This is a genomic window from Dethiosulfovibrio salsuginis, from assembly GCF_900177735.1.
Taxonomy (GTDB): Bacteria; Synergistota; Synergistia; order Synergistales; family Dethiosulfovibrionaceae; genus Dethiosulfovibrio; species Dethiosulfovibrio salsuginis.
Genome location: NZ_FXBB01000024.1, coordinates 16,033 through 42,629, shown reverse-complemented (window position 1 = coordinate 42,629; position 26,597 = coordinate 16,033). Strand labels below are relative to the sequence as shown.

Sequence of the window (26,597 nt, the reverse complement as noted above, 5' to 3'; positions counted from 1 at the left end):
CGAGAGGCTGTCTCCTTCTCAGCTCTTAGGTGTAGTGCTTATAATCGCTGGCTCGGTGGCCCTGACTTACTCTTAAGGGAACCTCTAAAAATTCACTTTCGAGTCCCCTCGGAGAGACCGTCCCGCCTGCACCCTGTTTCGCCCAATCGTATACTCGACCTGCCTGTTCCGTACGAACCGCCTCGGAGGGCACGTCCTGTGCCCCCTCGGCTTGGGGCGACGTCCTGTCGCCCCATTCGACTACACGACGGCATGTCGAGTATACGGGCTCTGGGCTCCGTCGGAACGATCTCTCCGAGGATTAGAGTTTTTAGAGGTGCCCTTAAGGCTTTTGTCTGTCTCTGTCTTTTTAACAGGTCAAGCGGAACGGTTCTCTATAAAGCCCTCGTATTCCCTAAAGGACCTCTGGGAGAGCCTGTCGGCCATAGCCTGGGCTGTCATCACCGTCTTTCTGACCTTTTTTTTGTGGCTCAGGCCATAGCCTATGAAGTGTCCGTTGTTGACTATCATTTTTATCGTCGTCTGGTCCATGAGATCCCCTCCGAATTATCTTTGATACAGATATTACGACGGCCTACCCATCCTGTCAAGGGATAAAAATACCCTGTTGTGAGATATATCCTTTTGGGGGATAATAAAGACCGATCTACATGGAGGTGGTTTTATGACCAGAGGAGAGAGGCTCAGAAGGGCCAGAAAAGAGCAGGGATTAACTCAGACCGAGCTCGCCAGGCTCTCGGGGATAAAGCAAAACACCTTGAGCCAGGCGGAAAACGATATCATCGGGCTATCAATAGAGAACTGGGAAAGGTTATCGTCGGTGTTGGGCTGCCATGTGGGCTATCTGGTAGCAGGGGAAGCCCATACTCAGGAGACAAAAGGCTCCTCCAAGAGCCTGTCCTTCTCCCGTTGGGTTGACGTCCCTATTTTGGACAACTCGTCGGTGGCCTGTGCGGGAAACGGCGTTGGAGGGATGGCGGAGGTCTACGCCGATGCCTGTGAGTCCATCATGCTGCCCGGTGAGCTGTTGGGGACCGTCTCGGTCAACGCCGACAGAAGACCTTTTATAGTCACCGTGGAGGGAGACAGCATGGAGGAGGCGGGCATAATGGACGGCTGCCAGGTGGTGGTAAATCCCGAGGAGGAGGTCTACGACGGCGATCCGGCCCTGGTGAGCTTCGGCCGCAACGGAGACTGGGCGGTCAAATGGGTCTACTGGCAAAGAGGCGGCGGGGTGGAGATTCGCTCCTCTTCCTTGAGGTATCCTCCCCGGGTCTTCTCCGACGGCGACATCCAGGAAGGGCTTTTTCAGCTCATAGGAAAGGTAGTCAGGACATTGGGAAAACCTCGAAGAGGGGCTTAGGGATTTCTTGCCATTTTCCCCCTCAAGATGTACGATCAATGTGTAATCGATGTTGGTTATCAAGATCGTTGAGGAGGGGAAGCAATGTCCGAGATAGTTAGAATTGGCATCTTCATATGCAACAGGTATCACACCTGCGCCGGGGGAAAGTGTCTGAGGGCCATGAGAAACCGAGAGGGAGGTTTCGACAGATACGAGGGCAAGGAGCTCCAGCTGGTGGGTTACACCACCTGCGACGGCTGTCCCGGTGGAAACATCGAGTACGCCCCTGGGGAGATGGTGAAAAACGGGGTAGACGTCATTCACTTTGCGACTGGTATGATAGTGGGATATCCTCCCTGCCCTAGGATAGATTTCTTCCGCCGGTTCATAATGGAGAAATACGGCATACCGGTGGTCACAGGAACCCACCCTATCCCTGAAAGCTACTACACAACCCACTCCGCCCTAAAGACATGGGAGTCCCCTATGTGGAAGGAGATAATAGCCCCGGTCCTCACGACGGAGGAGATGCGATTGGCCTACAACTAAAGCCGAGGGCGACCCTTCGCAGGGCCGCCCTGTTCTTTTGGACTAAAACTCCAGAGGTCCTGTCACCGACTCGGCGGCGGAGAGGATCTCGCCGTCTTTCACCATCCTCGCTATGGCCTCCATGAGGGGAGACATAAAGGTGTCCTGCTCCACCTTTGGAACCTCCTGTCTGACCCTATCGTGGACCGCCTTAGTGGCAGGGGATGGGGCTATGTCGTAAAAATCCTGGGCCTGACAGGCGTTCAGGATCTCCACCGAGAGAATGTACTTCGCCAAAGAGGCCCCTCTGTAGAGCTTGACCGCCGCGTTGGCTCCCATGCTGGTATAGTCCTCCTGGTTGGCGCAGGTGAAACCGTTGTCCACCGTGGAAGGGTGGCTTAAGGTTTTCATCTCCCCTAAAAGCCCTGCGGCGGCGTACTGAGGGATCATCAGGCCGTTGTTGAAGCCGGGGTTTGCGTTCAAAAAGGCGGGAAGCTCGCTGACGTGGTGGTTCACCGTCCTGTCCAGCCGCCTCTCGGACATCTTGGCGAGGCCCGTGAGGGCTATGATGGCGCAGTCGCAGGCCATTCCCACGTAAGACCCGTCGGCGTTGCATCCCATAAGGGCCTCGCCCCCGTCTTCGGTGTCGAATATGAGGGGATTGTCCACCGACGAGTTAAGCTCAACCGACACCGTCTCAAGCCCATCGGTTAGTATCTTCTTCGCCGCACCGTGCAGCTGAGGGATACACCGAAGGGACAGGGCGTCCTGGACCCGATGTCCTCGATAGGTCCTCTCGATTTCGCTGTCCTCAAGGAGTCGCCTGACGTTGGAGGCCGTGTCCCCCTGGTGTCTGTGGGGCCGAACCTCCTGTATCCTTGGGTCCATCGCCATCAGGGTTCCCTTTAAGACCTCCAGCGACATGGCTCCCGCGACGTCGGCGGTTTGGGCTATCATAAGGGAATCGTATAGCCCAAGGGCCCCTATAGCGGTCACCGAGGTGGTCCCCGATACTATGGTCAGACCTTCTTTGGTGGAAAGCACCACCGGATCCAGTCTCGCAGCCTTCAGGGCCTCCGATCCACTTATCCTCCGCCCACCGTACACAGCCTGTCCCTCTCCTATGAGGACCGAGCCTATATGGGCCTCGTAGCATATATAGCCGACCGATCCGTGCCCTGGCACCACCGGAACGACTCCGGCGTTTAGCATTCCGGCCAAAAGCTTCAGGGGGGCCATGCTCATTCCGGTGTGTCCCGATCCGAAGTGCTGGAGCATGACGAACATCATGGCCCTGACGCACTCCTCCTCCAGAGGCTCTCCTACCGAGCAGGAGTGGGAAAGGACGTGGTTTCTCTGTACTACCTCCCTGTCCTCCTGGGATATGAACCTGTTCCAGTTCTCTCCCAGCCCTGTGGTTATGCCGTAGATGGCTTTCTCCTCTTTGGAGAAACGATCCACGTGGGCCCTGCAACGGTTCACTCTATCTATATATTCCTCTCCGAACTCCACCTTTGCACCGTGACGGGCCACCGCCACCACTTCCTCGATGGAGATCGGCCCTCCTAATACAACCTTCGATATGGAGGGAGCCTGACGCCAGCTTATTTTTTTTATCTCTTCGGTGATCAAAATAGTCCCTCCCTTTGCACCTTTAAAAAGTCCGATGTGTTCCCCAGCCGTCGGCGGCTATGGGGAGATAGCGTATCTTGGTTCCCTCTACCGCCTCGCCGTAGAGGGCGACGTAAAAGGGACGGTAGACCGATATTGCCTCTTTAAGGGTAACCTCAGGAAGACCTCCGATCCTCCTCCTGAGGACACGAAGGACCAGCTTCTGTCCCCTTCCGGTGAGCTGGTCCAGGGAAAACTGGCTGCCCTGCACCTGATCCTCCGGCACCGTCCGCTCCTCGATTTCCTGGGGGATCTCCTCCGCCCAGGCCGCCCCTCCGGTGGTGCCGTTGGCTATGACCCTGCAAAGCTGGGCCTTTTTGTCCCTGTCGCCAAAAAAGGTCCTGGAGACGAAGTTAGGGGAGTGGAGTGCCTGGAATATCAGGATTTTATACTCCACAAAGTGAAGCCTCAGCTCTTTGACCTCCTTCCCCATCAGGAGCAGCTTTCCAAAGGGGCCTCCTTTTTTGGAGGCCTGTGCCATGGCATCCTCCCTGGAAAGGGCTATGGGAAAGGAGCGGATCGCTACCGAATCCATGGCTAACGGTTCGACTCCTCGTGGTGATTTTTCATGAAGGTGAACACGTTGACAAGATAGGTCAAAAATATCCCCGTAACCGCCGCCATAACAGCGTAGGGAATGAACTTGCCGACGATAAAGTCGTTGGACGTCTTGAGGGCGTAGAAGATTATGCCCACTATGGCCAGATACAGGACTATGAGGAAACCGTCTATCCCGATCCAGCTAATCTCCAGATCCTTGTTTTGCTTTTTGACGTAATCGCTCATATCAAAACCTCCCTCTCTATCGGACAGACAGATCGCTTCTGTCCACTCCGAAGCGGTTTCCTATATACCAGGCTACGAACGACGCAGGCAGCGAAAGAACCAGCGGCTCTATGACGGTTATGTCCGGGAAGACCTTGAGTATGCCGAAGGTCGCTCCTCCGACCAACATCCCCATCAGGCCGCCAAGCTCGGTCTTTCGACCTTTGCCCACTAGCCCCCCTACGATAGGGACGAAGGCCGCCGACATCCATATGCTTCCGACGAACAAAAATGCGTCGTAAACCAAGGTAAACCGGAATGCCAGGGACAGGCCGATGACACCCAGCAAGACTACCGCTCCCCTGGTGTAGTTGACTATGGTCTTTTGAGGCAGAGTGCCAACTCCCTTATACCTGGCGTAGATGTCGTTCGCCAGAGTGGTTCCACCGACCAGATAATAGCTGTCCAGTGTGGATATGATCGCTCCCACCAGGCCGACTATAAACAGCGCCCTGACACCCACGGGGAGGTTTGCCAAAACCACCTGAACGTAGGCCACCTCCGGCTGTGCCTCGGGATGGAGGGCTTTCACTATAACCCCTGTGGTGCAGATGACTATGTCGAAGGCGATCCAGATACAGAAACAGGTTAAAAGCGCCCTGCGGCCGACCTTAGGGGAGTTTGAAGCGGAAAAACGCTGATAGAAAGTGGGGTCCGCGTAGGGGCTGAAGCAGAATATGACCAGCATGACCGCCTTCCAGAAGCCCATTCCACCGGTTGGGTCCACTAAACCTACGTTTTCCCCAAGGGCTTGCCTGAGCCCCTCCCATCCACCGATCTGGGTGAACAGGCCGGGGAATACCATAGTTACCCCGAACACCATGCAGAAGAACATAATCATGTCGGTGACAGCCACCCCCATAAGGCCTCCGAGGACCGTCAGTACCACGACGATGATAACCATGATCGTCCCAGCGGTAACGTTGCTGACACCCCAGGCCGCCTGGCCGATGTAGCCCACTGCGGTGATCTCCCCGATCTGGGCGCAGACGAAGAACATCATGATAGCCCCTATAAGGGCGACCTTACGTCCGTAAAGGCTCTCCAGCAGGTCTGGCACAGTGATATCGGTCCTTATCTGTATCCTAGGGCCGACCCATAGGGCCAGAGGCATCCTGACCAGGTGTGCCCCTATGGACCAGATCGTCCAGGTCGATATACCGTAAACCGCCGCATACCCCACCGTTCCAACAACCCCGATACCTCCGTACCACGATGCGGCTAACGTCCCCACCACCAGAGACCATGGAAGACTTCTGTTGGCCAGGTAATAGCTCTCCATATCCTTGGCTGTCTTTGAAAAGTAGTACCCTATCCCCAAAATGAGCATCATGAAAAACAGTATGATGACGTTATCGACAAATCCCAGCATATTTTCCCCTCCGAACCTATTCAACACGACGAACCAGGTCGTCCCCGAAGGCCTGAACGCATTTTTCTAGATTTTTAAGCCCCCTCCTGGAATGGAGTATCAAGGCTAGATATAAAATATCATATCTTTGATTGATATTTCAAGCTAGCCGTTATCTTACTAGTGTGGTTTTTTACCCCTTTATCGGGATATAGGGGTAGTATGTGTTTATTCGGCCTCAGGAATATCTGAGCGCCTATCTGGTACAATATAGGAATAATAAGCTTTGTGGAGGTGGCATAGGTGGAAAGAGATAGGACTCCCCTCAGGGAGAAAGTATATAACTATCTGAGAAGTGAGCTGGCTCAGGGCAATCTGGAGCCAGGCAGGTATATAGACATGGCTAGCATGGCGGAGAGCTTGAACATCAGCAAAACCCCCCTCAGGGACGCGCTGATATTGCTGGAGGCCGATGGAATCGTCACCATATACCCCAGAAAGGGAATAATGGTCAACCCGGTCACAGTCGACACCATCAGGGATATCTATCAGATAGGGTCGGGGCTGGAATCTGTCCTGATGATATCGGTGTTCGACTACATCGCTCCGGTTCACATAAACAGGATGAAAGACATAATCCACCAGGCGATGAAGGATTTCGAGTTAGACGACTTCAGCCGGGCATACGACCTCAACAGGCTGTTTCACTCGGTTTTTCACGACCTTTCGGTAAACGTGCCTCTGAGAAAGCAGCTCGACGACGTCTACGACAGACTGTTCAACTTTCCCGCCAGGAATTTCGACTCCCCGGAGGTCAAGGCGGAGGAACTGGATTACTGGAAGGAGCACACCACCATCGTGGAGCTAATAGAGAAAGGAAAGAAGAAGGAGGCCGCCGACTTCATCCGGGACGTCCACTGGACCCTGAAGGAAGGCTACACCAAGGCCCTTCACGTCCTCCTGCCCTGCAAGGGATAAGGAGCGGGGTTTTGGGGATGTAGGTGAAGAATCGTTGTCGATGCTATAATCAGGCTAGAGCAGGTATCCTAAACCTAAAAAGCTACTGATATGAGGAGGGATCCTGATGCGTTGTGAGACAGAAGCGAGGTATGTTGAGGAAAAAGAGGAGATCCGTAAGCCGAAAGACCCTAGGATGATCCATGAACTTTGCGGTAAGTACAGCAAGTTTCTGAGCAGTTCCGATAAGTTTCTTGAAGAAAAAAGAGCTGCTAAAGAAAAATGGTAGATTATATCCTGGATGCCTGCTCGTTAATAGCCTTTTTTAGGGGCGAAAAGGGTTCCGACTGCGTCGCCGAAATATTAGTGAACAACGATTGCGCTATCCATGCCGTAAATTGGTGCGAAGTGCTTTATGACCTCATGAAGAGCCAGGAGGGTGAATCGAAGGTTCAGGAGTTTTCGGATGATCTACGGAAATGTGGAGTCAACATCTATGAGACCGTGGATGGTGATATGTGTAAAGAAGTCGCATGTCTCAAGGCTAAATTTTTCGAGAGAAAAGAGACGCTGGCCTTCGCCGACTGCTTTGCCTTGGCTCTCTCGAAAAGGTTTGATGCTCCCTTGGTGACCTCGGATAAAGAGATGATATCCGTTTGGGATGAATATAAGATACATTTCTTTAGGCCTCCCAAGCTTTGGTTCACCCCTCATCCCATGATAAAAAAAGCGATGAATGGGGAAATTAAGATAGATCGCTACACATCCGAGTCTGATATAGTTCCTATCGTGAATAGACTGATCCAAGAGACCGCTTGGCTTCTTAAAGCTTCCTTCTTGGATAGGAGAAGATTCGAAGCCGGGTTTTATGCCGTTTTAGAAGACTCTCCCGACGACGGAAGGTCGAAGACCCTTTCTCTGAATATGGGTGCTGAGTTGGCTGAGCTTCATAATCCGAGCCTTTTGATGGAAGCCCTTCTCGCAGGGATTCTTGCAGGGGCCGGTTACGGACCGAAACTAGATTAAGTAAGCCGCTGCCTGTTAAGGTGGCGGCTTACTTTATTCCCCAATATCTGGTGTCCACATTTGTAGCCACATCGATCATGGATTACCTCAATAGAAAAAGCAGTAGCCGCCCGGGTGTTGGACTCTCCCGGACGGCTACTTATTATCTATTGGCGGAGGGTGTGAGATTCGAACTCACGGAAGCTTGCGCCTCAACGGTTTTCAAGACCGCCACCTTCGACCGCTCGGTCAACCCTCCAAAAGGCTATGCTATTATAGCAATAAATGGCCCTGTGCCAAGGGGCAACTTCAAAAAAGGGAGGTTTTTATTTTGAACAAGGATGAACTGGTAAAAGTGGCCCTCTGTGGTGGCGGCAAAGTCGCGGTGCTCGGGGCTTCCGACAAGGCTCACCGCCCTGTCTCCGACGTTATGGCTTACCTCAAGGCCGCTGGGGTGGTGCTGTTTCCCATAAATCCCAGGGTCGAGGGCAAGGAGATTTTGGGCCTCCCCTGTCTGGGCTCTCTGGCCCAGATCGACGAGGCCGTGGACATAGTGTCTATTTTTCTCTCCTCCTCCATGCAGGAGGGGCTGGCGGACCAGATAAAAGCTATGCCCGGAAAGCCAGCGGTGTGGTTTCAGCCTGGAGCGGAAAACCCCGACCTCCAGACGCAACTGACCGAGATGGGATACCTGGTGGTCGTCGGTGACTGCATGAAAGTAGCACATCGCCGCAACTGTACAGTCGCACATGACAAAACTAAATAGCCTAAATATTCACGTCTTTTTTCACGGCGGTGAAGCGGTATAATAGAGTGGTCATATAAGGAGGGATCTTTAGTTGGAAGAAAACGTAACCCTGTTCAGGGTGAGGTACGCCGAGACGGACCAGATGGGCATAGCCCATCACGGCAACTACCTCGCCTGGTTTGAGATGGGCCGCTCCGGCCTCTGTCGGGACTGGGGAAAGCCCTACGCCTCCTGGGAAGATGAAGGGGTCTTCCTTCCGGTGGTAGAGGCTAACTGTCGCTATAAGTCTCCGGCTCGCTACGACGAGGAACTAACCTTAAAGACGTCGGTGGAGGAGGTAAAGGCCCACAGTATTTCCTTTCGCTACCGTCTTTTCCGGGGCGATAAACTGCTGGCGGAGGGGAAAACCCGCCACGCCTTCGCCACACCGGAGGGGACTTTGATCCGTAAAGGCCATCCTTTAATAGATTGGCTAAAGGAGAGGTCGGCCCAAGGGCCGAATTCATAAAAGAGGGGGAGTAGTTTTGACCAAGAGAGCCATCATGTTAGGAAACGAGGCCATCGCCAGAGGGATAGTCGAGGCGGGCTGCGAGATAGCCACCGCCTATCCGGGAACGCCTTCATCGGAGATCCTGCCGGCGGTGGCCGCCTGTGCGGACGAGATGAACACCAACACCGCCGTAGAGTGGGGGGCCAACGAAAAGGTCGCCTACGAAATGGCGGTATCGGCGTCCTTCGGAGGGAAGAGGACCTGCTGTGTCATGAAACAGGTGGGGCTTAACGTCGCCGCCGACCCCTTCATGAGCACCGCCCACTACGACCTAAAGGGCGGCTTTCTGCTGGTGGTCGCCGACGATCCAGGCCCCCACAGCTCCCAGACCGAGCAGGATAGCCGCCAGTTCGCCATGTTCGCCAAGGTGCCCTGCTTCGATCCCTCCACCGCCTGCGAGGCGAAGGAGATGGTCTTCGATGCCTACGACCTGTCGGAGAAGCACGGCATAATCGCCATGCTACGGCCCACCGGCAAGGTCAACCACGCCAGGCAGGACGTTCCCCTTCTGGACGTAGTGGTTCCCCCCAGAAAGGACGACTTCAAAAAAGACCCCAAACGTTGGGTCTGTCTTCCCGCAGGTGTCAGGGTAAACCACCCCAGGCTTAACGAGAAAAACGACCGGATTCGAGAGGACTTCGAGACCAACTTCGGCAAGTACAACTACGTCGTTCCCGCCAAAGGGACAGCAAAACTGGGGGTCATCGCCGGAGGCACCACCTTCGCCTTCCTGTCGGACATGATAAAGGCATCGGGCAGGGACGATATAGAGATCCTCAAAATAGGCACCCCTGTGCCCCTCCCTATAAAAATGTGCCAGGATTTTATAGATCGCCATGAAAAGGTGCTGATCCTGGAGCAGACCTACCCTGTCATAGAGATGCAGCTTATCGACAGGACCAAGGTCATGGGACGGTGGAACGGCTACGTTCCCCGGGCGGGAGAGCTTCTGCCCGAGGTCATAGAGCAGATCGTCGGTCGCTGTATGGGCGAGGAGATCTCCACGTCGGTGGACGAGGATGTAAAAGCCGCCATGACAGAGCTCGGCATCACCCCCAGGCCTCCTATGCTCTGTGCCGGTTGTCCCCACAGAGCCAGCTTCTTCGCCATAAGGAAGGCCCTGCCTAAGGCGGTCAACCCTTCCGACATAGGCTGCTATACTTTAGGGATAATGCAAAAAGGGGTGGACACCGTCATAGACATGGGTGCCGCCGTCACCGCCGCCTCGGGCTTCTACCTCACCAGCAAAGTCGACGGGGAGGAGAGACCTATAGTCTCCACCATAGGTGACTCCACCTTCTTCCACAGCGGCCTCACCGGCTTAGCGAGCGCGGTGTACAACCGCCACGCTTTCGTCCTGGCCATACTGGATAACCGTATCACCGCCATGACCGGCGGACAGTCCAGCCCTAACGTAGGAGCCAAGCTCCGTAAAGGCGACGAAGGAGTTCAGGTCGACCTTGAACAGGCCTGCCGTGGCTGTGGGGTCTCCTACATAAAGACCGTAGAGGCCTACGACGTCGACAGCAACGTAGACGTGGTAAAAGAGGCCTGGGCCTACGCCTGGCAGAACAAACAGCCTGCGGTGCTCATCTTCAAGCATCCTTGCATAACCATCCTCAAAGAGCCTCCGACGGCAAAGCCCGTCAAGGTCGATCCCGACACCTGCATCGGCTGTAAATACTGCATAACCGCCTTCAACTGCCCTGGTCTTGTGTTCGACGAGGACACAAAGAAGGCTCGCATCGACGAGAGATACTGTGTCAGCTGTGGAGTATGTGCCACCGTGTGCCCCCACGGGGCGATAGTGCCAAAGGAGGAGGCCTAGCCATGCAGTGCGTTATCGTAGGAACGGGCGGTCAGGGAATTCTCTTCGCCAGTAAGGTCATGGGTCATATAGCTATGGGTAAAGGCCAGAACGTGGTGGGAAGCGAGGTCCACGGTATGGCTCAAAGAGGGGGATCGGTCGTCAGCCACTTTAAAGTCGGAGACTACCTCAGCCCTATGGTGAAAGCGGGAGAGGCGGACCTTCTCCTCGCCTTCGACCAGAACGAAGCGGTCAGAAACATACACTTCCTCAAAGACGGTGGCGATCTAGTCGTAAACCTCTACGACCCTGAGGCCTTCAAAAACGAGAGGCTTCAATCCTACATCGAGAAACACGACATAAAGGTACATTCCATAGAAGGATACTCCATACTTAAAGAGCATATGGGAGGTAAGTTTCTCTTCTTGAACGTCCTTATCCTAGGGGCCATGAGCGGCTCGTCAGTCGAAAGCGGCTCAATAGAGGATGTCAGAAAGGCGATAGAGGAGCTGTCTCCCTCTCGGTTCGTCCAGGACAACCTAAAGGTCCTGGAGCTGGGATATGAGGCAACCGCCCACTGAGCTTAAAACGACGAAAAGGGGGCTTTTGCCCCCTTTTCGTCGTTTAGCAGGGGATTCTCCCTTGTAGAGCTTCTCTCCTGCCTGATGATCCTATCCGCACTGCTCGGTAGCCTGTTCCTTTGTCTGCACTCCGAGGTATGGCGGATTCGTTGTGCTAAAGACGAGTGTCTCCGGCTCACTCAATGGTTGACCGTTCGCTATGAAAGGGCCATTATAGAGAGCAGACATTTCTCCCTGACCGTGGCGGGAGGAGGCATATTGACCTCCCAGATCTCTCTTACTTGGTATAATCCTCTGGTCAGTGAGTCCTTCGTGATAGAGAGCTGTTTTCTCGCCCGTCTTGGGAACTATAGCCTGGCTAGGTACAATCCTCTGTACCGAACCCTATCGCCGGGGATGACTCTTTCGATATTGAAGGATAGCAAGAGCATGCCCTGGGGCAAGCTGGTCCTCCCTGTAAAAGGGACTCCAAGGCTGGAGTGGTTCGGTCGCTGAGCGCCTTCCAGGGAGGACCTATTCGGATTTTACGGAGGTTTTTTGTTTATGGCAGCTAAACCATGGTGGAGAGAAACGGTGGAAACGGTCCTATGGGCGGTAGTTTTAGCCCTGATAATCAGGGCGGTTATAGTTCAGGCCTTCTGGATACCTAGCGGGTCGATGATCCCGACTTTGCTCCCGGGAGACAGGGTGTTGGTGTGTAAGTTCTGGTATTACGTCCAGGAGCCCAAAAGGGGACAGGTCTTCGTCTTTAAATATCCCGTGGACCCTAAAAGGGATTTCGTCAAAAGGCTCATAGCCCTCCCGGGCGACGTGGTGGAGATAAAGCAGGGGCAGGTCCTGATAAACGGCAAGGCGACCGACGAACCTTACGTCACCTTTCCCGACGCCTTCTCCATGAACCCCGTCACCGTTCCTGAAGGCCATTACTTCGCCATGGGGGATAACCGTCCCAACTCCCAGGACAGCCGTTTCTGGGGCTTTGTGCCTGAGAGCAACGTAAGGGGCCCGGTGTTCCTTCGTTACTGGCCTCTCAACCGAATTGGATTGGTGGACTGATGTCCGGAAGAACGGTATGGTTTCCCGGCCATATGGCCAAGGGAACCAGAAAACTAGGGGAGCTCGCCGGCAAGCTTGACCTGATCCTGGAGGTCCGAGACGCTAGGGCGCCGGAGGTTACCGGCTCCCCCTTGATCGCCTCTCTCTCGAAAATCTGTCCCGTGTGGAAGGTCCTGACCAAAAGCGACCTAGCGGACAGCTCGGTCACCTCTCAATGGCTGGACCTGTACCGTAAGGGCAAGTCAAAGGCCTGGGCGGTGGACCTCCTCAAGGGGAAAATAGATCCTCTCAGAAAGGAGCTGGAGAAGGATATTCCCTCCCATCGAGAGCTACGGATGGCGGTGGTGGGGATACCTAACGTAGGGAAGTCGGCGTTGCTTAACTGTCTGGTTGGGAAGAAAAACGCCAACGTCGGAGGCATTCCTGGGGTAACCAAAGGGGTCTCCTGGTACAAAGGCAGAGGATTTTTGGTGGTCGACTCTCCGGGCATACTGGATCCTAAATCCGACGAGCATATTCAAAAAGCCCTGGCCTGGCTCGGCTGTAGCAAGGCGGAGGTCATAGGAGGCTACGACGCTGTAGCCTACACTTTGGTGGAATTCCTGATGGACAAGGGCCTATGGTCGGTTGTCCAGGATACCTGGGGCGTCGAACCTGGCGAGGACCCCTACGAGACCTTAGAGGCCATAGGCCGCAGGCTAGGCTGTCTGCTGCCTGGAAACAAAGTGGACCTCACCCTGTCGGGCAGACGTTTTCTCGACGCCTTTTCCTCCGGCAAGCTAGGGGCGGTCTCCTTAGAAAGGCCGGGAAAGGTAATAGAATGACCTTTCTCCCCGTACTGGCGGGGGTGGACGAAGCGGGGCGAGGCCCCTTCGCCGGTCCTGTGGTTGCGTCGGCGGTGATCCTCACCGCCGATCAGGCCCAGGCTTTGATCGATAAAGGCCTTCGGGACTCAAAGAAAATGACCGCCCTCCGGAGGGAAAAGGTTTACTCCGCCATGATGGAAATGAAGGTCCTATGGTCCGCTCAGGCCGCATCGGTGGAGAGAATAGACAGAATCAACATACTGAACGCCACCTTGTGGGCAATGGGAAGGGCGGTACATAGGCTTCCTGGAGCCCTTTTCGACGGGGTTATAGTCGACGGGGACAGAGAGATCCCGGGACTCAAGGTCCATCAGCAGGTGATCCCCAAAGGGGACGACCTGTACCCCCAGATCTCCGCGGCGTCGGTGATCGCCAAGGTGCTGAGGGACAGGATAATGGTCACGCTGGACGGGGTTTACCCTGGATACGGTTTTGCCTCCCACAAGGGCTACGGGACCAAGTTCCACAAAGAGGCAATGGAGTCCTTGGGACCTAGCCCGATCCACAGAAAGAGCTTTCACTGGAAAGGATAGATTATGGTAGACGGAATAGGATCTCCTCAAAACCTTAATATAGGCGTCGGAAGGGGACAGGGGACGGCCCTCTCTCCCGCTCAGCAGGGGGCGGCGAGAGGTAAGGGCATTCCCGACGGTGCCCTGGTTGAAGGACGGGTTCTTTCCTTTAAGGATGGAGCCTATATGGTCCGTATCGCTGGTCAGAATATGCTCGCCCGATCTAACCTCTCCCTCTTTCCAGGACAGCACTTCCAGGCCATATGGGATGCCCAGGGAGATGTGCCGACCCTCAGGCTCAGGCCCGAGGACGCCGCCCTATTAGGTCGTCTCCCTAAGGCGGATCAGGAGGCAGCGGCACTGCTTCTCTCCAAAGGTCTGCCGGTGACCGACGGCTTTTTGCTCCACCTCAGAAAAGAGCTCCGCAGGCTCGGCGACCCTAGAGCTATGGATTCCCTCATAGAGCTCATGGCCAGAGGGGAGAAAGTCTCCTCCGAAAAGGTCGGCATACTCTCCTGGTATATGTCCCTCGATGGCCAGTCGGTTGGCAAAATGTGGAAGAGGATACAGAAGGAGCTTCAGGAGAGGCGGGAGAGAGGTGAAAATCCCCTCTCATCCCTAAAGGAGATGAAAGAAGGGGACGACGAGATAGCCCGATTCCTGAAAGGCCACGGACTTCTGTCCCGCCCTCCTAGAGAGGAGTTCTCCAACGCCTCTCTGGCAGGAGCCTGGTGGCCCGGTCCTGACCAGGAATCGATTCCCGCGAAGGTCAGTTTTTCCTCCCGCCGAAAGAAAGGGGATAAAAGGTCTTTCTTCAGGGTCGATTTCTTAGTCGAGGGACGGACTCTAGGGGACGTATCGGGAGGTTTGGAGAGCGACGGCAAATCGCTGACCGTCTCACTCAAGGCCCAGACCGACGACGCAGCTAAAGCCCTTTCCCGTGCCCTGAGGGAGTTACAGGAAGACCTGGAGAAAGGGCCCCTCTCCCTCCAATACCTGGGGGTAGCCTTAAAAGCAGCCCATCCCAACAGATACCTGAGACTGGACGTAGAGGCATGAATAAGCCCAAATCGGACCGGCCTATGGCGGCGGCGGTCAAGTACGACAAAGAGGCTAGAGAAGCCCCTCACATAGTTGCGTCTGGCACCGGCAAAGTCGCCGAGAGAATAGTGGAGATAGCCACCCAGTCCAACGTTCCGGTAGTAGAGGACGCCGCCTTGGTGAGCGCTCTTCTGGCTTTAGAGGTCGGTGACGAGATCCCTGTCGAGCTTTACGAGGCGGTGGCCAAGGTGTTGACCTTCGTCTACCGCCTGGACTCCTCCCGCCGACCATGAAGTTCTGCGATTGGCCGGAACACCTTAAAAAAGGTGTCCAAGGGGAAGATCTGGCCTGCGAATACATCTCCGGTCTCCGTTGGCCCATACTGGCCAGAAACGTCCGTCTTAAAAGGGGAGAACTGGACATAATAGCCAAAGACGGCGACGAGTTAGTGGTGGTCGAGGTTCGTTATCGGTCCGTCGGGCTGGTAATGCCGCCGGAGGAGTCGGTAGGACCGAGGAAACTCAGAAAACTGGTCCTGGCGGGATCGGCCTACGTCGATAGAATCGGTTGGGAAGGCTTTTGGCGTATAGATTTAATCGCCATCACCGATCTTAACGGAAAACTATCCCTGGAGCACCTCAGGGACATAACGGGAGGAGATGTGTCGGTTTGAGCTCGGTCAAGGCGGTAACCTTGAAGGGGATGGAGGCAAAAGAGGTGGACGTAGAGGTGGAGATCGCCGGTGGCCTTTTCTCAATCTCCATAGTCGGCCTTCCCGATGCCTCGGTGAGGGAGTCTAAAGAGAGGGTTCGGGCGGCACTCAAAAACGCTGGAATCTCCCTTAAGGGCAGGATCGCCGTCAACTTGGCCCCTGCGGACCTTCCAAAGGAAGGGTCCATGTTGGACCTGCCTATAGCGGTAGGGCTGGCGGTAAAATCCCAGTCCATTCCCCTCCCCAAACCGTCCCTTTTCGTAGGAGAGCTCGCCTTAGACGGTCGTCTGAGGCCCGTCCGAGGAGCTATCTCCGCGGCGATCCTGGCGGCAGAGCAGGGACTTCCCCTCTACTGTCCCTCGGAAAACGGCTCCCAGGTAGGTCTGGTAAGGGGCGTTGAGGCCTATAAGGTGGACAGCCTGGAGCAGATCTTAGGTCACCTTAAATCGGGGCGGGAGCTCGCCTCCGTAGAGGCCGTCGAGATAGACGACCTGCCGCCGTCGGAGCTGCTGGACTGGACCGACATCCGTGGTCAGGCCATGGCAAAAAGGGCGCTGGAGATAGCCGCCGCAGGACAGCACAACGTCCTCATGGTCGGTGCTCCAGGAAGCGGAAAGACCATGCTCGCCAGGGCCCTCAGGGGAATACTCCCCCCTCTGTCCGACGGTGAGGTAATAGAGAGCCTGACGATAAAAGGAGTCCTGGACTCCACGGACCACCCAAACCGCAGGCCCCCCTTCAGAGTGGTCCACCACACCGCATCAACCGTATCGGTCTGTGGGGGAGGCACCGCCCTCAGGCCTGGTGAGATATCCCTGGCCCATCGGGGGGTCCTCTTTCTCGACGAGTTCACCGAATTCCGCCGAGATTTGGTCGAAGCCCTGAGGCAGCCTCTGGAGGACGGATCGATAGTGATAAGCCGGTCCTCCGGTACGGTAACCTATCCCTCCAGGGTCCTGCTGGTCCTGGCGGCCAACCCCTGTCCCTGTGGCTGGTGGGGCGACAGTATGGAGAGGTGTTCCTGTTCTCAATCGGACCTGGATCGTTACAGGAGAAAACTCTCCGGCCCTGTGATGGACCGAATAGACCTCCAGGTCTCCGTCTCTCGGCTTTTGCCGGAGGAGCTTATCGGCCTGGCTCCCTCTAAAGGGGAGAGCAGCTCTCAGGTGAGAATGAGGGTGACCGCCGCCAGGGAGGCACAGAGGGCCCGGTGGGCCTTCGGCGGCTGGGTGTGCAACTCGGAGGTTCCGGAAAAGGCTTTGAGGGAGCACATAAATTTATCTGTAGAGGCGGAGGGGACCTTACTGAAAATGGCCGAGGGACTCAAACTATCCGCCAGAGGGCTGGGCCGGGTCCTTCGGGTGGCCCGGACCATAGCCGACCTCTCCGGCGACCTACAGGTATCCTCAGCCTCCGTCATGGAAGCCCTAGCCTATCGAGGGGAGGCGTAGCCTATGAGCAGAGAGCTATTGGTCGTAAATCGCCTCTCCGATCGAGGAGGGGCCTTTGTTCGGGCCCTCAGGGATAAAGGGATCAACCTCGCCGACCTCTGGTCCGACAGAGATCTGGCCCTGTCTTTAGGTGTGAAGAGGGCTCTATGGCAAAGAGGCAAAGACCTCCTGAACTCCTCCTGGCCGGAGGAAGAGCTCGACCGGTGTGCCGCCGTCGGAGTGAGGACCATATTCTTCGGAGAGAGAGACTACCCCTCAGGGCTTATGGACACCGACGATCCTCCTCCGGTGCTCTATCTTAGGGGCAATCTGAAAGACTCCCTATCGTCGGTATCGGTGGTGGGGACCAGACGATGCACTCCTTACGGCACCCAGGTCGCCGGGTCTTTAGGCCGAAAGCTGGCGGAGGCCGATATATCTGTTGTAAGCGGAGGGGCTTCAGGAGTGGACGGAGCGGCCCACTCAGGAGCCTTGGACGGCGGAGGATACACCTTGGCGGTTTTAGGCACCGGAGTTGACGTGGTCTATCCCAGAGGCCACGACGGTCTTTTTAGGTCTATTTTAAGAAATGGCGGAGGTCTTCTTAGCCGTTTCCCCATGGGAGAGATCGGTCGGAGGTGGAATTTTCCCAAAAGAAACGGTATGATAGCGGGGTTAGCCAGCCAGGTGGTTGTGGTGGAATCCCCTGTGACAGGGGGGTCTATGATAACCGCCAGGATAGCCGGTGAGATAGGCAGAGAGATATGGGCCGTTCCAGGCCCTATAGACCGGGAGGTCTGTAAAGGCTCTAACCGGCTTATCTTCGACGGTGCCCAACCCCTTTGGGATCTGGATCACTTTGTCCACCTCCTGTCAGGAGGTAGACAGATGGATCTCTTCGAGGAAAAAGGGATATCCCCGGTCCTATCGGGGGTTAAAAGGTCGGGCAAGGTGACCTTAGACGAGTTGGCGAGCAGGGTGGGGCTTTCCGTCCCAGAGGTGATGGCCTCTTTGGTCTCCTTAGAGATGGAGGGGAAGGTTTATCGTTCAGGACCAGGCCGGTGGAGTGCCGTGCCCTAGAACAAAAAAGAAGAGGGGTTTTCCTTTATGCTCGCCGAAAACGACCACGATCTACACATCTTTGTAGTCTCCGACTTCACCGGAGAGACCGCCCATAGCGTATCCCTAGCGGCAGCCAGACAGTTCCCCGATAAAAGGATTAAGTTCACCAGACATAGGTACATAAAAGATCCCTCCATGGCGGAGGCGGTCTGTCTCGAGGCCAAAGAGGCCGGTGCGGTTATGGTCTGTACCTTGGTGGAACGAAAGATAAGGGAAGCCTTCAGGAAAGAGGCTTTTCTTAAAGGTGTGGAGCTAGTCGACATATTCGGTCCCCTCATGGACGCCTTTTCCTCCCATCTCGGCGTAGAACCTCTGGAGGAGCCGGGGCTTATGCACCAGATGGACGAGGCCTATTTTAAAAGGGTCAAGGCCATAGAGTTCTCCATAACCTGTGATGACGGAAGCAACCCCCATCTTCTGGAGGAGGCGGACCTGGTCATACTAGGGGTTTCCCGGACCTGTAAGACTCCTCTCTCTATGTACCTTGCCAACAAGGGCTACAAGGTAGGTAACATTCCCCTTGTCCCCGAGCTGTCCCCTCCTGACGAACTATTTCGTCTGTCCGAGGGCAAGGTCATAGGCCTGGTAATAGAGCCAAGCGCACTGATCCAGATAAGGCGTGAGAGGTTACAGATGTTGGGGCTGGATCCGGCAAAGGCGTCCTACGCCCAGAGGGACAGGGTCGAAAAGGAGCTCGCAAGCGCCAAAATGCTGATGAAAAGGGTTGGAGCCAAAGTCTTCGACGTCACCGGTCGAGCCATAGAGGAGACCGCCCAGGAAATACTTGACTTGTTAAAATAGGGCCGCTGACGCGGCCCTATTTTCGTCCCATGTCCTCGGAGACCTCGTCCAAAAGGACAGCCAGCCCCAGACCGATCCTCGCCCAGGGGTTGTCGTCGTCCAGTCCTGTGGCGGAGAGCAGTTTTTCGTACCTGTATCTCATGGTGTTGTAGTGGATAGACAGATCCGCCGCCGCCGCTTTAAGGTTCCAGGATCGCCGGACCAAAGCCCTCAGAGACCTCAGAGGTTCTCCGTCTTTTTCCGATTTTATAGCGCCTAGACGGCGTTCTATAAAGCCTCTCGTCCTATCGGTCCAGGGCACCGAGGACAGAATCCCCAATACCTCCATATCCTCCCAGAAGGCCACAGAGCGGCCGATTCTCTGTCCCATCTCCGTGGCCTCTCTGGCCTGAGAGTAGCTTACCCCCAGGTCCATCGGCGCCACCTCCGAACCGACCCCTATCATGAAAGGCACCTTCGACTTCGAGAGACCGACGTAATCCATAAGCTCCTGCTCCAGCTTCCCCTTCCAACCTGGATCCTCCGCCGGGACGATCAAAACAAGATCGTCGTTGACCGTCCCCTGTATCCCCCCAGGCCGTCGAGATCTGAACCAGCCCGAAAGGAGACCTATGGCCCCGGAAAGATCTCCCACTCCTGTATGCTCCGCCACCACCGCCGCCACAGCCCCGGACATCTGCCAGCCCATAGAGCCCGCCTTCCTGATAGCTCTTTCCGCCAGCTTTTTGTTTCCCGCCACCAGCCCTCTGACGACCTCCTCCTTTACCTGCTGATTTTCCTGGATAAGGTGTCGTCTTCCTCCTAGGGATACCCTTAAAGCGGTGAGCCCGAAAGCCAAAGCCTCCTCGCCGGTGGTTCGATCCAGTTCCTCTCCGTGATAATAGAGGACGTATCCCAGCTTCTCCCCTCCCTCCTCCACCGTACCGTGAGGATATATAGCTACCAGCTCGTGAAGAGGCATCTGTCGAACCTGAGCTATAAAACGCTTCGACCTAGAGGCGACGTGGACGTTTCCTGTGATGCTGTCCCAGAAGGCCACGTTCTGCAAAAAACCTCTCATAGCCTCCAGAATATCCTCCGTTCCCTTTCTGTCCTGAATCAACTCCATAAAGACCCTGTGAGGAACGTTATCGTAATTTATCTCAACTCACTCCCTGTTTTTTTGTTTTATAAAATAAAAAAGACCTTTGGTTATGTCCTATTGTTCTTTAAAATGATAAATGCGGTGTATTTTCGTTTTATGTTACCATGGATTGGGCCATCGGTGAAGGCATAATAGGGCTGTTGAGAAAACTAAGATTCCTCTGGAGGTATTTTTTATGGCATATAAATACGTTCGCTGGTTTGACGAAATAGGCAAAGACGACGTCCCTGTGGTTGGGGGCAAAGGAGCCAACCTGGGAGAGCTCACCGTAAAAGGCATAGACGTTCCCCCTGGGTTTTGCGTCACCGCCCAGGCCTACACCGATTTCATAAAAGGCGCCGGTATAGGCGATAAAATTCGCTCTATCGTCGAGAGCGTCGACTTGGAGAGCTCGGTGGAGCTGGGCCAGGCCTGCGAAAAGGTCCGGCGGATAATAGAGGATACCCCTATCCCGGTGGACATGGAGGCGGAGATGATAACCGCCTACGGAGACCTGGAGAGAAAGGTTGGAGTTGAAGGGTTAAGGGTCGCCGTTCGTTCCTCCGCCACCGCCGAGGATCTGCCCGACGCTTCCTTCGCCGGTCAGCAGGACACCTACCTCCACGTCATAGGGGCCGACTCGGTGGTGGCCCACGTTCGCCGTTGCTGGGCATCCCTTTGGACCGCCAGGGCCACCTACTATCGGAGCAAACAGGGCTACGATCACTTCCAGGTCGCCCTCAGCGCGGTGGTCCAGAAAATGGTATCCAGCGAGAGATCGGGAGTCATGTTCACCGCAAATCCCATAACCGACAGCCGTTCCCAGATAATGATCGAGGCCAGCTGGGGTCTCGGTGAGGCGGTGGTCTCGGGCATGGTGACCCCTGACGAATACGTTCTGGACAAAAGGGACCTAGCCCTCATGGACTGTAACGTGGCGGAGAAAAGAACCCTGGTCGTCGAAAAAAGCGGCGACCAGGGCACCGTATCGGTGGCGGTAGCGGAGTACCTGGGCCCCGAGTTCGTGACAAAACAGTGTTTGGGCATCGAGGAGATCAAAACCTTAGGGATTGCTGGAAAGAGGATAGAGGATCTATACGGCTTCCCCATGGACGTGGAGTGGGCCTTCGACGGAGACACATCCAGGCTCTACATCCTTCAGGCCCGACCGGTAACCACCCTAAAAAAAGAGGAATCCAAGGAGGAGACAAAAGTGGAGGACAAAAAAACCCTTAAAGTACTGGTAAGGGGCCTGGCGGCCTCCCCTGGAATAGCCTCCGGTCAGGTGGTGGTCGTAAAGGACATGGATGAAATAGACCGGGTAACCCAGGGGCAGATAATGGTCACCACCATGACCAACCCCGACATGGTCCCTGCCATGAAGAGGGCCGCAGCGGTGGTCACCGACGAAGGGGGCAGGACCTGTCATGCAGCCATAGTCTCCAGAGAGCTCGGCATACCCTGTATAGTCGGCAGCAAAGACGGATCGGCCAGACTTGCCGAAGGAGCCACCGTAACCGTGGACGCCACAAGGGGGGTTGTCTACGATGGTGCGGTGTCCCTGTCCTCCGACCAGGACAAACACTCTCCTGTGGCTCCCGGTGCCGCTTCTGGCTACAACAGGGACATGGTCTACGACCTGGCCCCGGTGACGGGAACAAAAATATACATGAACCTAGGAGACTCGTCGGTGGTGGACAAGTACAAAAACCTCCCCTTCGACGGAATCGGACTTATGAGGACCGAGTTTATCTTCAACAGCCTAGGTGTCCACCCTATGTACTTAGTCAGAAACGGCGAAGGCCAGAAACTGGTCGAGGCCATGTCCGACTCTATCACCACCGTGGCCCAGGCGGTCTATCCCAGGCCGGTGGTGGTTCGCCTCAGCGACTTCAGGACCAACGAGTTTAGGGGGCTTAAGGGAGGCGAGGAGGTAGAGCCCGAGGAGAACAACCCTATGATAGGCTGGAGAGGGGTATCCCGGTACATTTCCAAAGAATACGAGGAAGGGTTCCGCCTCGAGTGCCAGGCCATAAAAAAGATCCGAGATGAGTTCGGCCTCATAAACGTGTGGGTCATGTTGCCCTTCGTCAGGACTACCTGGGAGCTCGAGCAGGTCAAGGAAATCATGGCCTCCGAGGGGTTGGTCCGTAACAAATCCTTCAAGCTCTGGATAATGGCTGAGGTCCCGGCGGTGGTCTTCGCCGCCGACGAATTCGCCCAGATGGTCGACGGATTCAGCATAGGTAGCAACGACCTCACCCAGCTTGTCATGGGGGTGGACCGTGACTCGGGCATCCTCAACACCATGGGATACTTCGACGAGAGAAACATCTCGGTTACCAGGGCCATAGAGACCTTAGTAAAGGCAGCCCACAGGCACGGAATAACCTGCTCCATCTGCGGCCAGGGGCCATCCCTCTACCCCGATTTTGCCGAGTTCCTGGTCAAGTGCGGCATAGACAGCATGAGCGTAAACCCCGACACTGTGGCCTACACCAGAAAGCTGGTCGCCGGTGTTGAGCAGCGTCTCATCCTTAACGGCATAAGGAGCCTTTACAGGGATAATTAACGAAAAAAAGGCGAGAGGCTGGGATGTCTCTCGCCTTTTTTCTGTACATTTAGGTTGACAACTCCGTTGGTGAAGGTACAATGTGCGACGTTTCCCATATTTCCGAGCGAGGAATTGATGCCGTTGTTTAGAACGCTGCACGATATAGAGAGAAGATACCTGGATATGGAAGCTCAGACCATGGTGTATAGGTACCTGGCCTGTATAGACGTCCCTAGAGAGGTGGTCGAGAAGGCCATCGACGAAGCGGTCTCCTTCGGTAGGTCTCAGAGAAGGCCTGTGGACGCCGAAATCTTCAGTGCTCTAGTGGACACTTTTTTTCTGGATAAATATTACGGCCCGGAGCTGGCTCTCCGCCATAACGACAGGGCCCCTACCTGGATCTGCTGAGTAAAGAGGAGGTCTGACATGGCAAAAGCGAAAAAAGAACCGGCAAAGCCACGAGCCTCCACCGGAGGGACCTTGGTGGTAGTAGAGTCTCCTACCAAAGCCAAGACCCTCACTAAAATACTGGGACCTGGCTACACCGTAAAGGCCAGCGTCGGCCATATAGTTGACCTGCCCAAAAGCCGGTTGGCCATAGACGTGGACGATGGCTTTAAGCCGGAGTATATACTGGTAAAGGGTAAAGCTAAGATAAAAAAGGAACTTCAGTCCCTGGCATCCAAATGCGACAGGGTTCTTCTGGCCTCCGACCCCGATAGGGAGGGGGAGGCCATCGCCTGGCATCTGGCGGGACTTCTGGGAATAGACCCCGGCAGCCCCTGTCGGGTGCTTTTTCACCAGATAACCAAAGACGCGGTGGTCCAGGCTATGGACGAGCCTATACCTGTGGACATGGCTAAAGTGGACGCCCAGCAGGCCAGAAGGGTGCTCGATCGGTTGGTGGGCTATACCTTAAGCCCCCTTCTGTGGAAGAAGATAAGGTACGGTCTCTCCGCCGGCAGGGTCCAATCGGTGGCCTTGACCATACTGTGCGACAGGGAGAAAGAGATAGAGGCCTTCCTACCTCAGCCCTACTGGGCGGTAGAGGTTAAAGCGAGCTCAGAGGATGACCGGTCCTACCGGCTCAAGGTGGAGAAGCGGGACGGCAAATCCCTGATGGTCAAAGGAAAGCCCCTTAAAATAGACTCGGAGGAGATGGCCCAGCACATCTCCGAAACCCTGCACAGAGAGGGCATCATCGTTTCCTCCTTTATGACCAGAGAGGGACGTAGAAAGGCTCCTGCTCCCCTTAAAACCAGCACCCTCCAGCAGGAGGCCGCCAGAAGGCTTGGATACTCTCCTAGGCGGACCATGAGAGTCGCTCAGTCCCTTTTCGAGGGGGTAAACGTCCCGGGGAAAGGACTAACAGGGCTTATAACCTACATGAGGACCGATAGCCTGAGGCTGGCCCCTGAAGCCATCTCCGCCATAAGGTCAACGGTCCTCTCTCGATGGGGGGAAAACTATCTGCCCGAAAAGCCCAACCTGTTCACCGCCTCCGGCAGATCCCAAGATGCCCACGAGGCCATAAGGCCCACCGATCCCTCTCTCGCACCGGAAGGGCTTAGGGAAGTCCTGTCGCCAGAACAGTTTAGGCTCTACGACATGATCTGGAAGAGGACCGTAGCGTCCCAGATGGCCCCGGCAAGGATAGACAACACGGTGCTGGAGGCCCTCTCCGGCCCCTACGGCCTCAGACAGAAAGGGGCGGTGGTGCGGTTCGACGGATGGGGGAAAATATGGCCTATAGACTCTAAAGACGACCTGATATCCCCTGCGATAGAAGGCGAGTCTCTCTCCGTGGACGATGTGTTGACCGAGAGAAAAGAGACAAAGCCCCCTGCTAGGTTCTCCGAGGCCAGCCTTATAAAGACCTTGGAGGAGGAAGGTGTGGGCCGTCCCTCTACGTACGCCTCTATAGTCGAGACCCTCTACGACAGGGCCTACGTGGAAAAAGACGACGATAGGCATCTGGTCCCTACCGCTTTAGGGAGGATCGTCGACGACTTTCTCCTGGATCACTTCGGCGGAGAGAGCGTCTCCCCTATAGTGAACCCCGGCTTTACCGCTACCATGGAGGGATCGCTGGACCTGATAGAGGAGCAGCAGAGGGACTGGGTCAACGTAGTCTCCCTTTTCTGGGAGCCCTTCACCAGAGCCATAGAGGAAGCGGAAAAAGCCCCTAAAATTCCCCCTCCACCTCCTGAGCCTATCGGCGAAAGCTGTCCCGAGTGCGGCAAGGACCTGGTCAAAAAAAGAGGTCGCTTCGGCGAGTTTATAGCCTGCTCCGGCTACCCTGAGTGCCGATACACCAGGGCCATACTGAAAAAAGTGGGAGTCATATGCCCTAAATGCGGCCAAGACCAAGGCGGCGAAGTCGTCCAGAGGAAAAGCAAAAAGGGCAGGACCTTCTACGGCTGTTCCCGCTACCCTGACTGCGATTACGTGTCGTGGAACAGGCCAGCGGCGGAGAAATGTCCCGAATGCGGTGGAGATATGGAGTTCAAGGGCCGGTCTAAAACCCCGATCTGCGCCTCCTGTGGACGTAAAGGGGCGGAATGATGGAAAAGACGACTGTGATAGGAGCTGGCCTGGCGGGAAGCGAAGCGGCCTGGCAGCTGGCCCAGAGGGGGATACCGGTGAAATTGATGGAGATGAGGCCCGAGAGCAGGTCTCCCGCCCACCACACCGATTTTTTCGCCGAACTGGTGTGCAGTAATTCCCTAGGAGGGGACACCGAGACCACCCCGGGAGGCATCCTCAAAAGGGAGCTAAGAAAGCTAGGGAGCCTTATAATGGACTGTGCCGACGGGGCCTCGGTGCCCGCAGGAAAGGCGCTGGCGGTGGACAGAGACCGATTCGCCTGCACCGTCACCGAGAGGATCAAAGATCATCCTCTCATAGAGGTGGTTGCCGAGGAAGTCAAAGCTATTCCCGACGGACCGGTGATAATGGCCACCGGTCCTCTGACCGCCGAACCTCTGGCCCTGGAGCTAGCCAAGATAACCGGTCAGAGCTCGCTGTTTTTCTACGATGCCGCTGCTCCCTTGGTCCTCACCGACACCATCGACATGTCAATAGCCTATCGTAAGGATCGCTACTCGGAGGAAGAGGGCGGAGACTACATAAACTGCCCTATGACCGAAGAGCAGTATATAGCCTTCTACGAGGCTCTCATGTCCGCCGAGAGGGCCCCTAGGCACGACTTCGAGAGAAAAATACCCTACTTTGAGAGCTGTATGCCTGTGGAAGCCCTGGCTGAAAGGGGCCTCCACACCCTCCGCTTTGGCCCTCTAAAGCCTGTAGGCCTGGAGCACCCTGTCACCGACAAAAGGTTCTTCGCCGTAGTCCAGCTCCGTCAAGACAACTCGGAAGGAACGGTGTACAACATGGTTGGCTTTCAGACCAACCTTCGATGGGGAGAGCAGGAGAGGGTTTTTCGGTTGATACCTGGCCTTGAAAAAGTCGAGTTCGTCCGAAAAGGCGTTATGCATAGAAACATCTACGTCAACGCACCGGAGGTCTTGGATCGCTCTTTAAAGGTGAAGGGGAGGGAAAACCTGAGACTAGCGGGACAGATAACGGGAGTCGAGGGCTACGTCGAAAGCGTAGCTATGGGGTTGGTGGCATCGCTGGCTTTCGCAGCGGAGCTCTCCGGCAGACCTCTCCCGAAATGGCCTAGAGAAACCGCTCTAGGTTCGCTGCTCTACAGGCTAGGGGACGACACGGTAAAAAAATTTCAGCCCACCAACGTAAACTTGGGGATATTCCCTAAGCTGAACGTCAAGATCAAAGAAAAGCCCGAGCGATGCCGGGCGGTATCGGAGATAGCCGATAAAGCCATGGAGGCCTATCTCCTCGAGGACCACTGGATAGTTTCGGATCTGACCGGATAATATTCCCAATTGTAGGGTTTTGTGGTATCATTCCTCGTCACGCCTAGATCGATGGATACCGAAAAAGGAGGGATACCCCTCCTTTTTCGATTTTTCCGAATGGGTGTACATAT

At 55.4% G+C, this 26,597-nt stretch carries 28 protein-coding genes, 1 tRNA gene and 1 pseudogene; 23 read left to right on the top strand and 7 right to left on the bottom strand.

Annotation, left to right across the window (positions count from 1 at the left end; translation table 11 throughout):
* Positions 1-357: 357 nt before the first annotated feature.
* Positions 358-531, bottom strand: coding sequence for a hypothetical protein (locus B9Y55_RS13275; protein ID WP_159448301.1), 174 nt, complete (start codon positions 529-531; stop codon positions 358-360).
* 133 nt (positions 532-664) lie between these two features.
* Between B9Y55_RS13275 and B9Y55_RS09200 the strand changes: the two genes are divergently transcribed.
* Together B9Y55_RS09200 and B9Y55_RS09195 are read left to right on the top strand one after the other, a co-directional pair.
* On the top strand, positions 665-1,363 hold the full coding sequence (locus B9Y55_RS09200; RefSeq protein WP_085545061.1) for a LexA family protein: 699 nt from the start codon (positions 665-667) through the stop codon (positions 1,361-1,363).
* 84 nt (positions 1,364-1,447) lie between these two features.
* The gene (locus B9Y55_RS09195; protein ID WP_085545060.1) at positions 1,448-1,894 is read left to right on the top strand and encodes a CGGC domain-containing protein; all 447 of its coding nucleotides are present in this window, start codon (positions 1,448-1,450) and stop codon (positions 1,892-1,894) included.
* Positions 1,895-1,936: 42 nt separating this feature from the next.
* Here the strand turns inward: B9Y55_RS09195 and B9Y55_RS09190 are convergent, their stop codons facing one another.
* From B9Y55_RS09190 to B9Y55_RS09175, 4 genes are read right to left on the bottom strand one after another with little or no spacing between them, the layout of a single operon-like run.
* Positions 1,937-3,505 (bottom strand): HAL/PAL/TAL family ammonia-lyase, encoded by a 1,569-nt coding sequence (locus tag B9Y55_RS09190; RefSeq protein WP_085545059.1) that lies wholly within the window; start codon positions 3,503-3,505, stop codon positions 1,937-1,939.
* Between the two features lie 22 nt (positions 3,506-3,527).
* Entirely contained in the window at positions 3,528-4,079 is a 552-nt protein-coding gene (locus tag B9Y55_RS09185) for a hypothetical protein (RefSeq protein WP_085545058.1), read from the bottom strand.
* A 2-nt stretch (positions 4,080-4,081) separates the two neighbouring features.
* On the bottom strand, positions 4,082-4,330 hold the full coding sequence (locus B9Y55_RS09180; RefSeq protein ID WP_085545057.1) for a hypothetical protein: 249 nt from the start codon (positions 4,328-4,330) through the stop codon (positions 4,082-4,084).
* 16 nt (positions 4,331-4,346) lie between these two features.
* Positions 4,347-5,741 (bottom strand): sodium:solute symporter family protein, encoded by a 1,395-nt coding sequence (locus B9Y55_RS09175; protein WP_085545056.1) that lies wholly within the window; start codon positions 5,739-5,741, stop codon positions 4,347-4,349.
* A 282-nt stretch (positions 5,742-6,023) separates the two neighbouring features.
* Between B9Y55_RS09175 and B9Y55_RS09170 the strand changes: the two genes are divergently transcribed.
* The 3 genes from B9Y55_RS09170 to B9Y55_RS09165 all read left to right on the top strand — a co-directional run bounded on the left by B9Y55_RS09170 (position 6,024) and on the right by B9Y55_RS09165 (position 7,703).
* Complete coding sequence (locus B9Y55_RS09170) at positions 6,024-6,698, top strand: GntR family transcriptional regulator (RefSeq protein ID WP_085545055.1); 675 nt, start codon at positions 6,024-6,026, stop codon at positions 6,696-6,698.
* A gap of 106 nt (positions 6,699-6,804) precedes the next feature.
* Entirely contained in the window at positions 6,805-6,966 is a 162-nt protein-coding gene (locus B9Y55_RS13270; RefSeq protein ID WP_159448300.1) for a hypothetical protein, read from the top strand.
* Complete coding sequence (locus B9Y55_RS09165; protein WP_085545054.1) at positions 6,960-7,703, top strand: type II toxin-antitoxin system VapC family toxin; 744 nt, start codon at positions 6,960-6,962, stop codon at positions 7,701-7,703. The genes B9Y55_RS13270 and B9Y55_RS09165 overlap by 7 nt, the downstream gene beginning before the upstream one ends.
* Positions 7,704-7,853: 150 nt before the next feature.
* Here the strand turns inward: B9Y55_RS09165 and B9Y55_RS09160 are convergent.
* Positions 7,854-7,941, bottom strand: a tRNA-Ser gene (locus tag B9Y55_RS09160).
* 72 nt (positions 7,942-8,013) lie between these two features.
* Here B9Y55_RS09160 and B9Y55_RS09155 point away from each other — a divergent pair.
* The 14 genes and pseudogenes from B9Y55_RS09155 (at position 8,014) to B9Y55_RS09090 (ending at position 18,908) form a co-directional block, all read left to right on the top strand.
* Positions 8,014-8,448: a CoA-binding protein gene (locus B9Y55_RS09155; protein ID WP_159448299.1), complete on the top strand. Its 435-nt coding sequence runs from the start codon at positions 8,014-8,016 to the stop codon at positions 8,446-8,448.
* 73 nt (positions 8,449-8,521) lie between these two features.
* Positions 8,522-8,938 carry an acyl-CoA thioesterase gene (locus B9Y55_RS09150; protein ID WP_085545052.1) on the top strand — a complete coding sequence of 139 codons (417 nt, stop codon included), beginning with the start codon at positions 8,522-8,524 and terminating at the stop codon, positions 8,936-8,938.
* A 16-nt stretch (positions 8,939-8,954) separates the two neighbouring features.
* A complete protein-coding gene (gene iorA, locus B9Y55_RS09145; protein WP_234986193.1) occupies positions 8,955-10,808 on the top strand; it encodes an indolepyruvate ferredoxin oxidoreductase subunit alpha in 1,854 nt (617 codons plus the stop codon).
* A gap of 2 nt (positions 10,809-10,810) precedes the next feature.
* Positions 10,811-11,368 (top strand): 2-oxoacid:acceptor oxidoreductase family protein, encoded by a 558-nt coding sequence (locus B9Y55_RS09140; protein WP_085545051.1) that lies wholly within the window; start codon positions 10,811-10,813, stop codon positions 11,366-11,368.
* A 51-nt stretch (positions 11,369-11,419) separates the two neighbouring features.
* Positions 11,420-11,863: pseudogene (locus B9Y55_RS13045) on the top strand (hypothetical protein); the annotation flags it as partial.
* A gap of 48 nt (positions 11,864-11,911) precedes the next feature.
* Entirely contained in the window at positions 11,912-12,424 is a 513-nt protein-coding gene (gene lepB / locus B9Y55_RS09130) for a signal peptidase I (RefSeq protein WP_085545049.1), read from the top strand.
* On the top strand, positions 12,424-13,248 hold the full coding sequence (locus tag B9Y55_RS09125; protein WP_085545048.1) for a YlqF/YawG family GTPase: 825 nt from the start codon (positions 12,424-12,426) through the stop codon (positions 13,246-13,248). The genes lepB and B9Y55_RS09125 overlap by 1 nt, the downstream gene beginning before the upstream one ends.
* Positions 13,245-13,823, top strand: a complete 579-nt coding sequence (locus tag B9Y55_RS09120; RefSeq protein ID WP_085545047.1) for a ribonuclease HII — start codon at positions 13,245-13,247, stop codon at positions 13,821-13,823. Before B9Y55_RS09125 ends, B9Y55_RS09120 begins: the two co-directional genes overlap by 4 nt.
* Before the next feature lie 3 nt (positions 13,824-13,826).
* On the top strand, positions 13,827-14,861 hold the full coding sequence (locus tag B9Y55_RS09115) for a hypothetical protein (RefSeq protein WP_085545046.1): 1,035 nt from the start codon (positions 13,827-13,829) through the stop codon (positions 14,859-14,861).
* The gene (locus B9Y55_RS09110; protein ID WP_085545045.1) at positions 14,858-15,136 is read left to right on the top strand and encodes an EscU/YscU/HrcU family type III secretion system export apparatus switch protein; all 279 of its coding nucleotides are present in this window, start codon (positions 14,858-14,860) and stop codon (positions 15,134-15,136) included. The genes B9Y55_RS09115 and B9Y55_RS09110 overlap by 4 nt, the downstream gene beginning before the upstream one ends.
* Positions 15,133-15,516, top strand: coding sequence for a YraN family protein (locus B9Y55_RS09105; RefSeq protein WP_085545044.1), 384 nt, complete (start codon positions 15,133-15,135; stop codon positions 15,514-15,516). The genes B9Y55_RS09110 and B9Y55_RS09105 overlap by 4 nt, the downstream gene beginning before the upstream one ends.
* Entirely contained in the window at positions 15,513-17,006 is a 1,494-nt protein-coding gene (locus tag B9Y55_RS09100; protein WP_407641446.1) for a YifB family Mg chelatase-like AAA ATPase, read from the top strand. The genes B9Y55_RS09105 and B9Y55_RS09100 overlap by 4 nt, the downstream gene beginning before the upstream one ends.
* Positions 17,007-17,009: 3 nt before the next feature.
* The gene (gene dprA, locus B9Y55_RS09095) at positions 17,010-18,065 is read left to right on the top strand and encodes a DNA-processing protein DprA (RefSeq protein WP_085545043.1); all 1,056 of its coding nucleotides are present in this window, start codon (positions 17,010-17,012) and stop codon (positions 18,063-18,065) included.
* Positions 18,066-18,092: 27 nt separating this feature from the next.
* Positions 18,093-18,908 carry a pyruvate, water dikinase regulatory protein gene (locus B9Y55_RS09090; protein ID WP_085545042.1) on the top strand — a complete coding sequence of 272 codons (816 nt, stop codon included), beginning with the start codon at positions 18,093-18,095 and terminating at the stop codon, positions 18,906-18,908.
* 16 nt (positions 18,909-18,924) lie between these two features.
* Here the strand turns inward: B9Y55_RS09090 and B9Y55_RS09085 are convergent, their stop codons facing one another.
* A complete protein-coding gene (locus B9Y55_RS09085; RefSeq protein ID WP_085545041.1) occupies positions 18,925-20,016 on the bottom strand; it encodes a PucR family transcriptional regulator in 1,092 nt (363 codons plus the stop codon).
* Positions 20,017-20,227: 211 nt separating this feature from the next.
* Here B9Y55_RS09085 and ppsA point away from each other — a divergent pair, with 211 nt between their 5' ends.
* The 4 genes from ppsA to trmFO all read left to right on the top strand — a co-directional run bounded on the left by ppsA (position 20,228) and on the right by trmFO (position 26,484).
* Positions 20,228-22,603, top strand: coding sequence for a phosphoenolpyruvate synthase (ppsA, locus tag B9Y55_RS09080; protein WP_085545040.1), 2,376 nt, complete (start codon positions 20,228-20,230; stop codon positions 22,601-22,603).
* Positions 22,604-22,726: 123 nt separating this feature from the next.
* Positions 22,727-22,993 carry a hypothetical protein gene (locus B9Y55_RS09075; protein WP_085545039.1) on the top strand — a complete coding sequence of 89 codons (267 nt, stop codon included), beginning with the start codon at positions 22,727-22,729 and terminating at the stop codon, positions 22,991-22,993.
* Between the two features lie 18 nt (positions 22,994-23,011).
* Entirely contained in the window at positions 23,012-25,150 is a 2,139-nt protein-coding gene (gene topA, locus B9Y55_RS09070) for a type I DNA topoisomerase (protein WP_085545038.1), read from the top strand.
* Complete coding sequence (trmFO, locus tag B9Y55_RS09065; protein WP_200806657.1) at positions 25,147-26,484, top strand: methylenetetrahydrofolate--tRNA-(uracil(54)-C(5))-methyltransferase (FADH(2)-oxidizing) TrmFO; 1,338 nt, start codon at positions 25,147-25,149, stop codon at positions 26,482-26,484. Before topA ends, trmFO begins: the two co-directional genes overlap by 4 nt.
* The last annotated feature ends 113 nt before the right edge of the window (positions 26,485-26,597 follow it).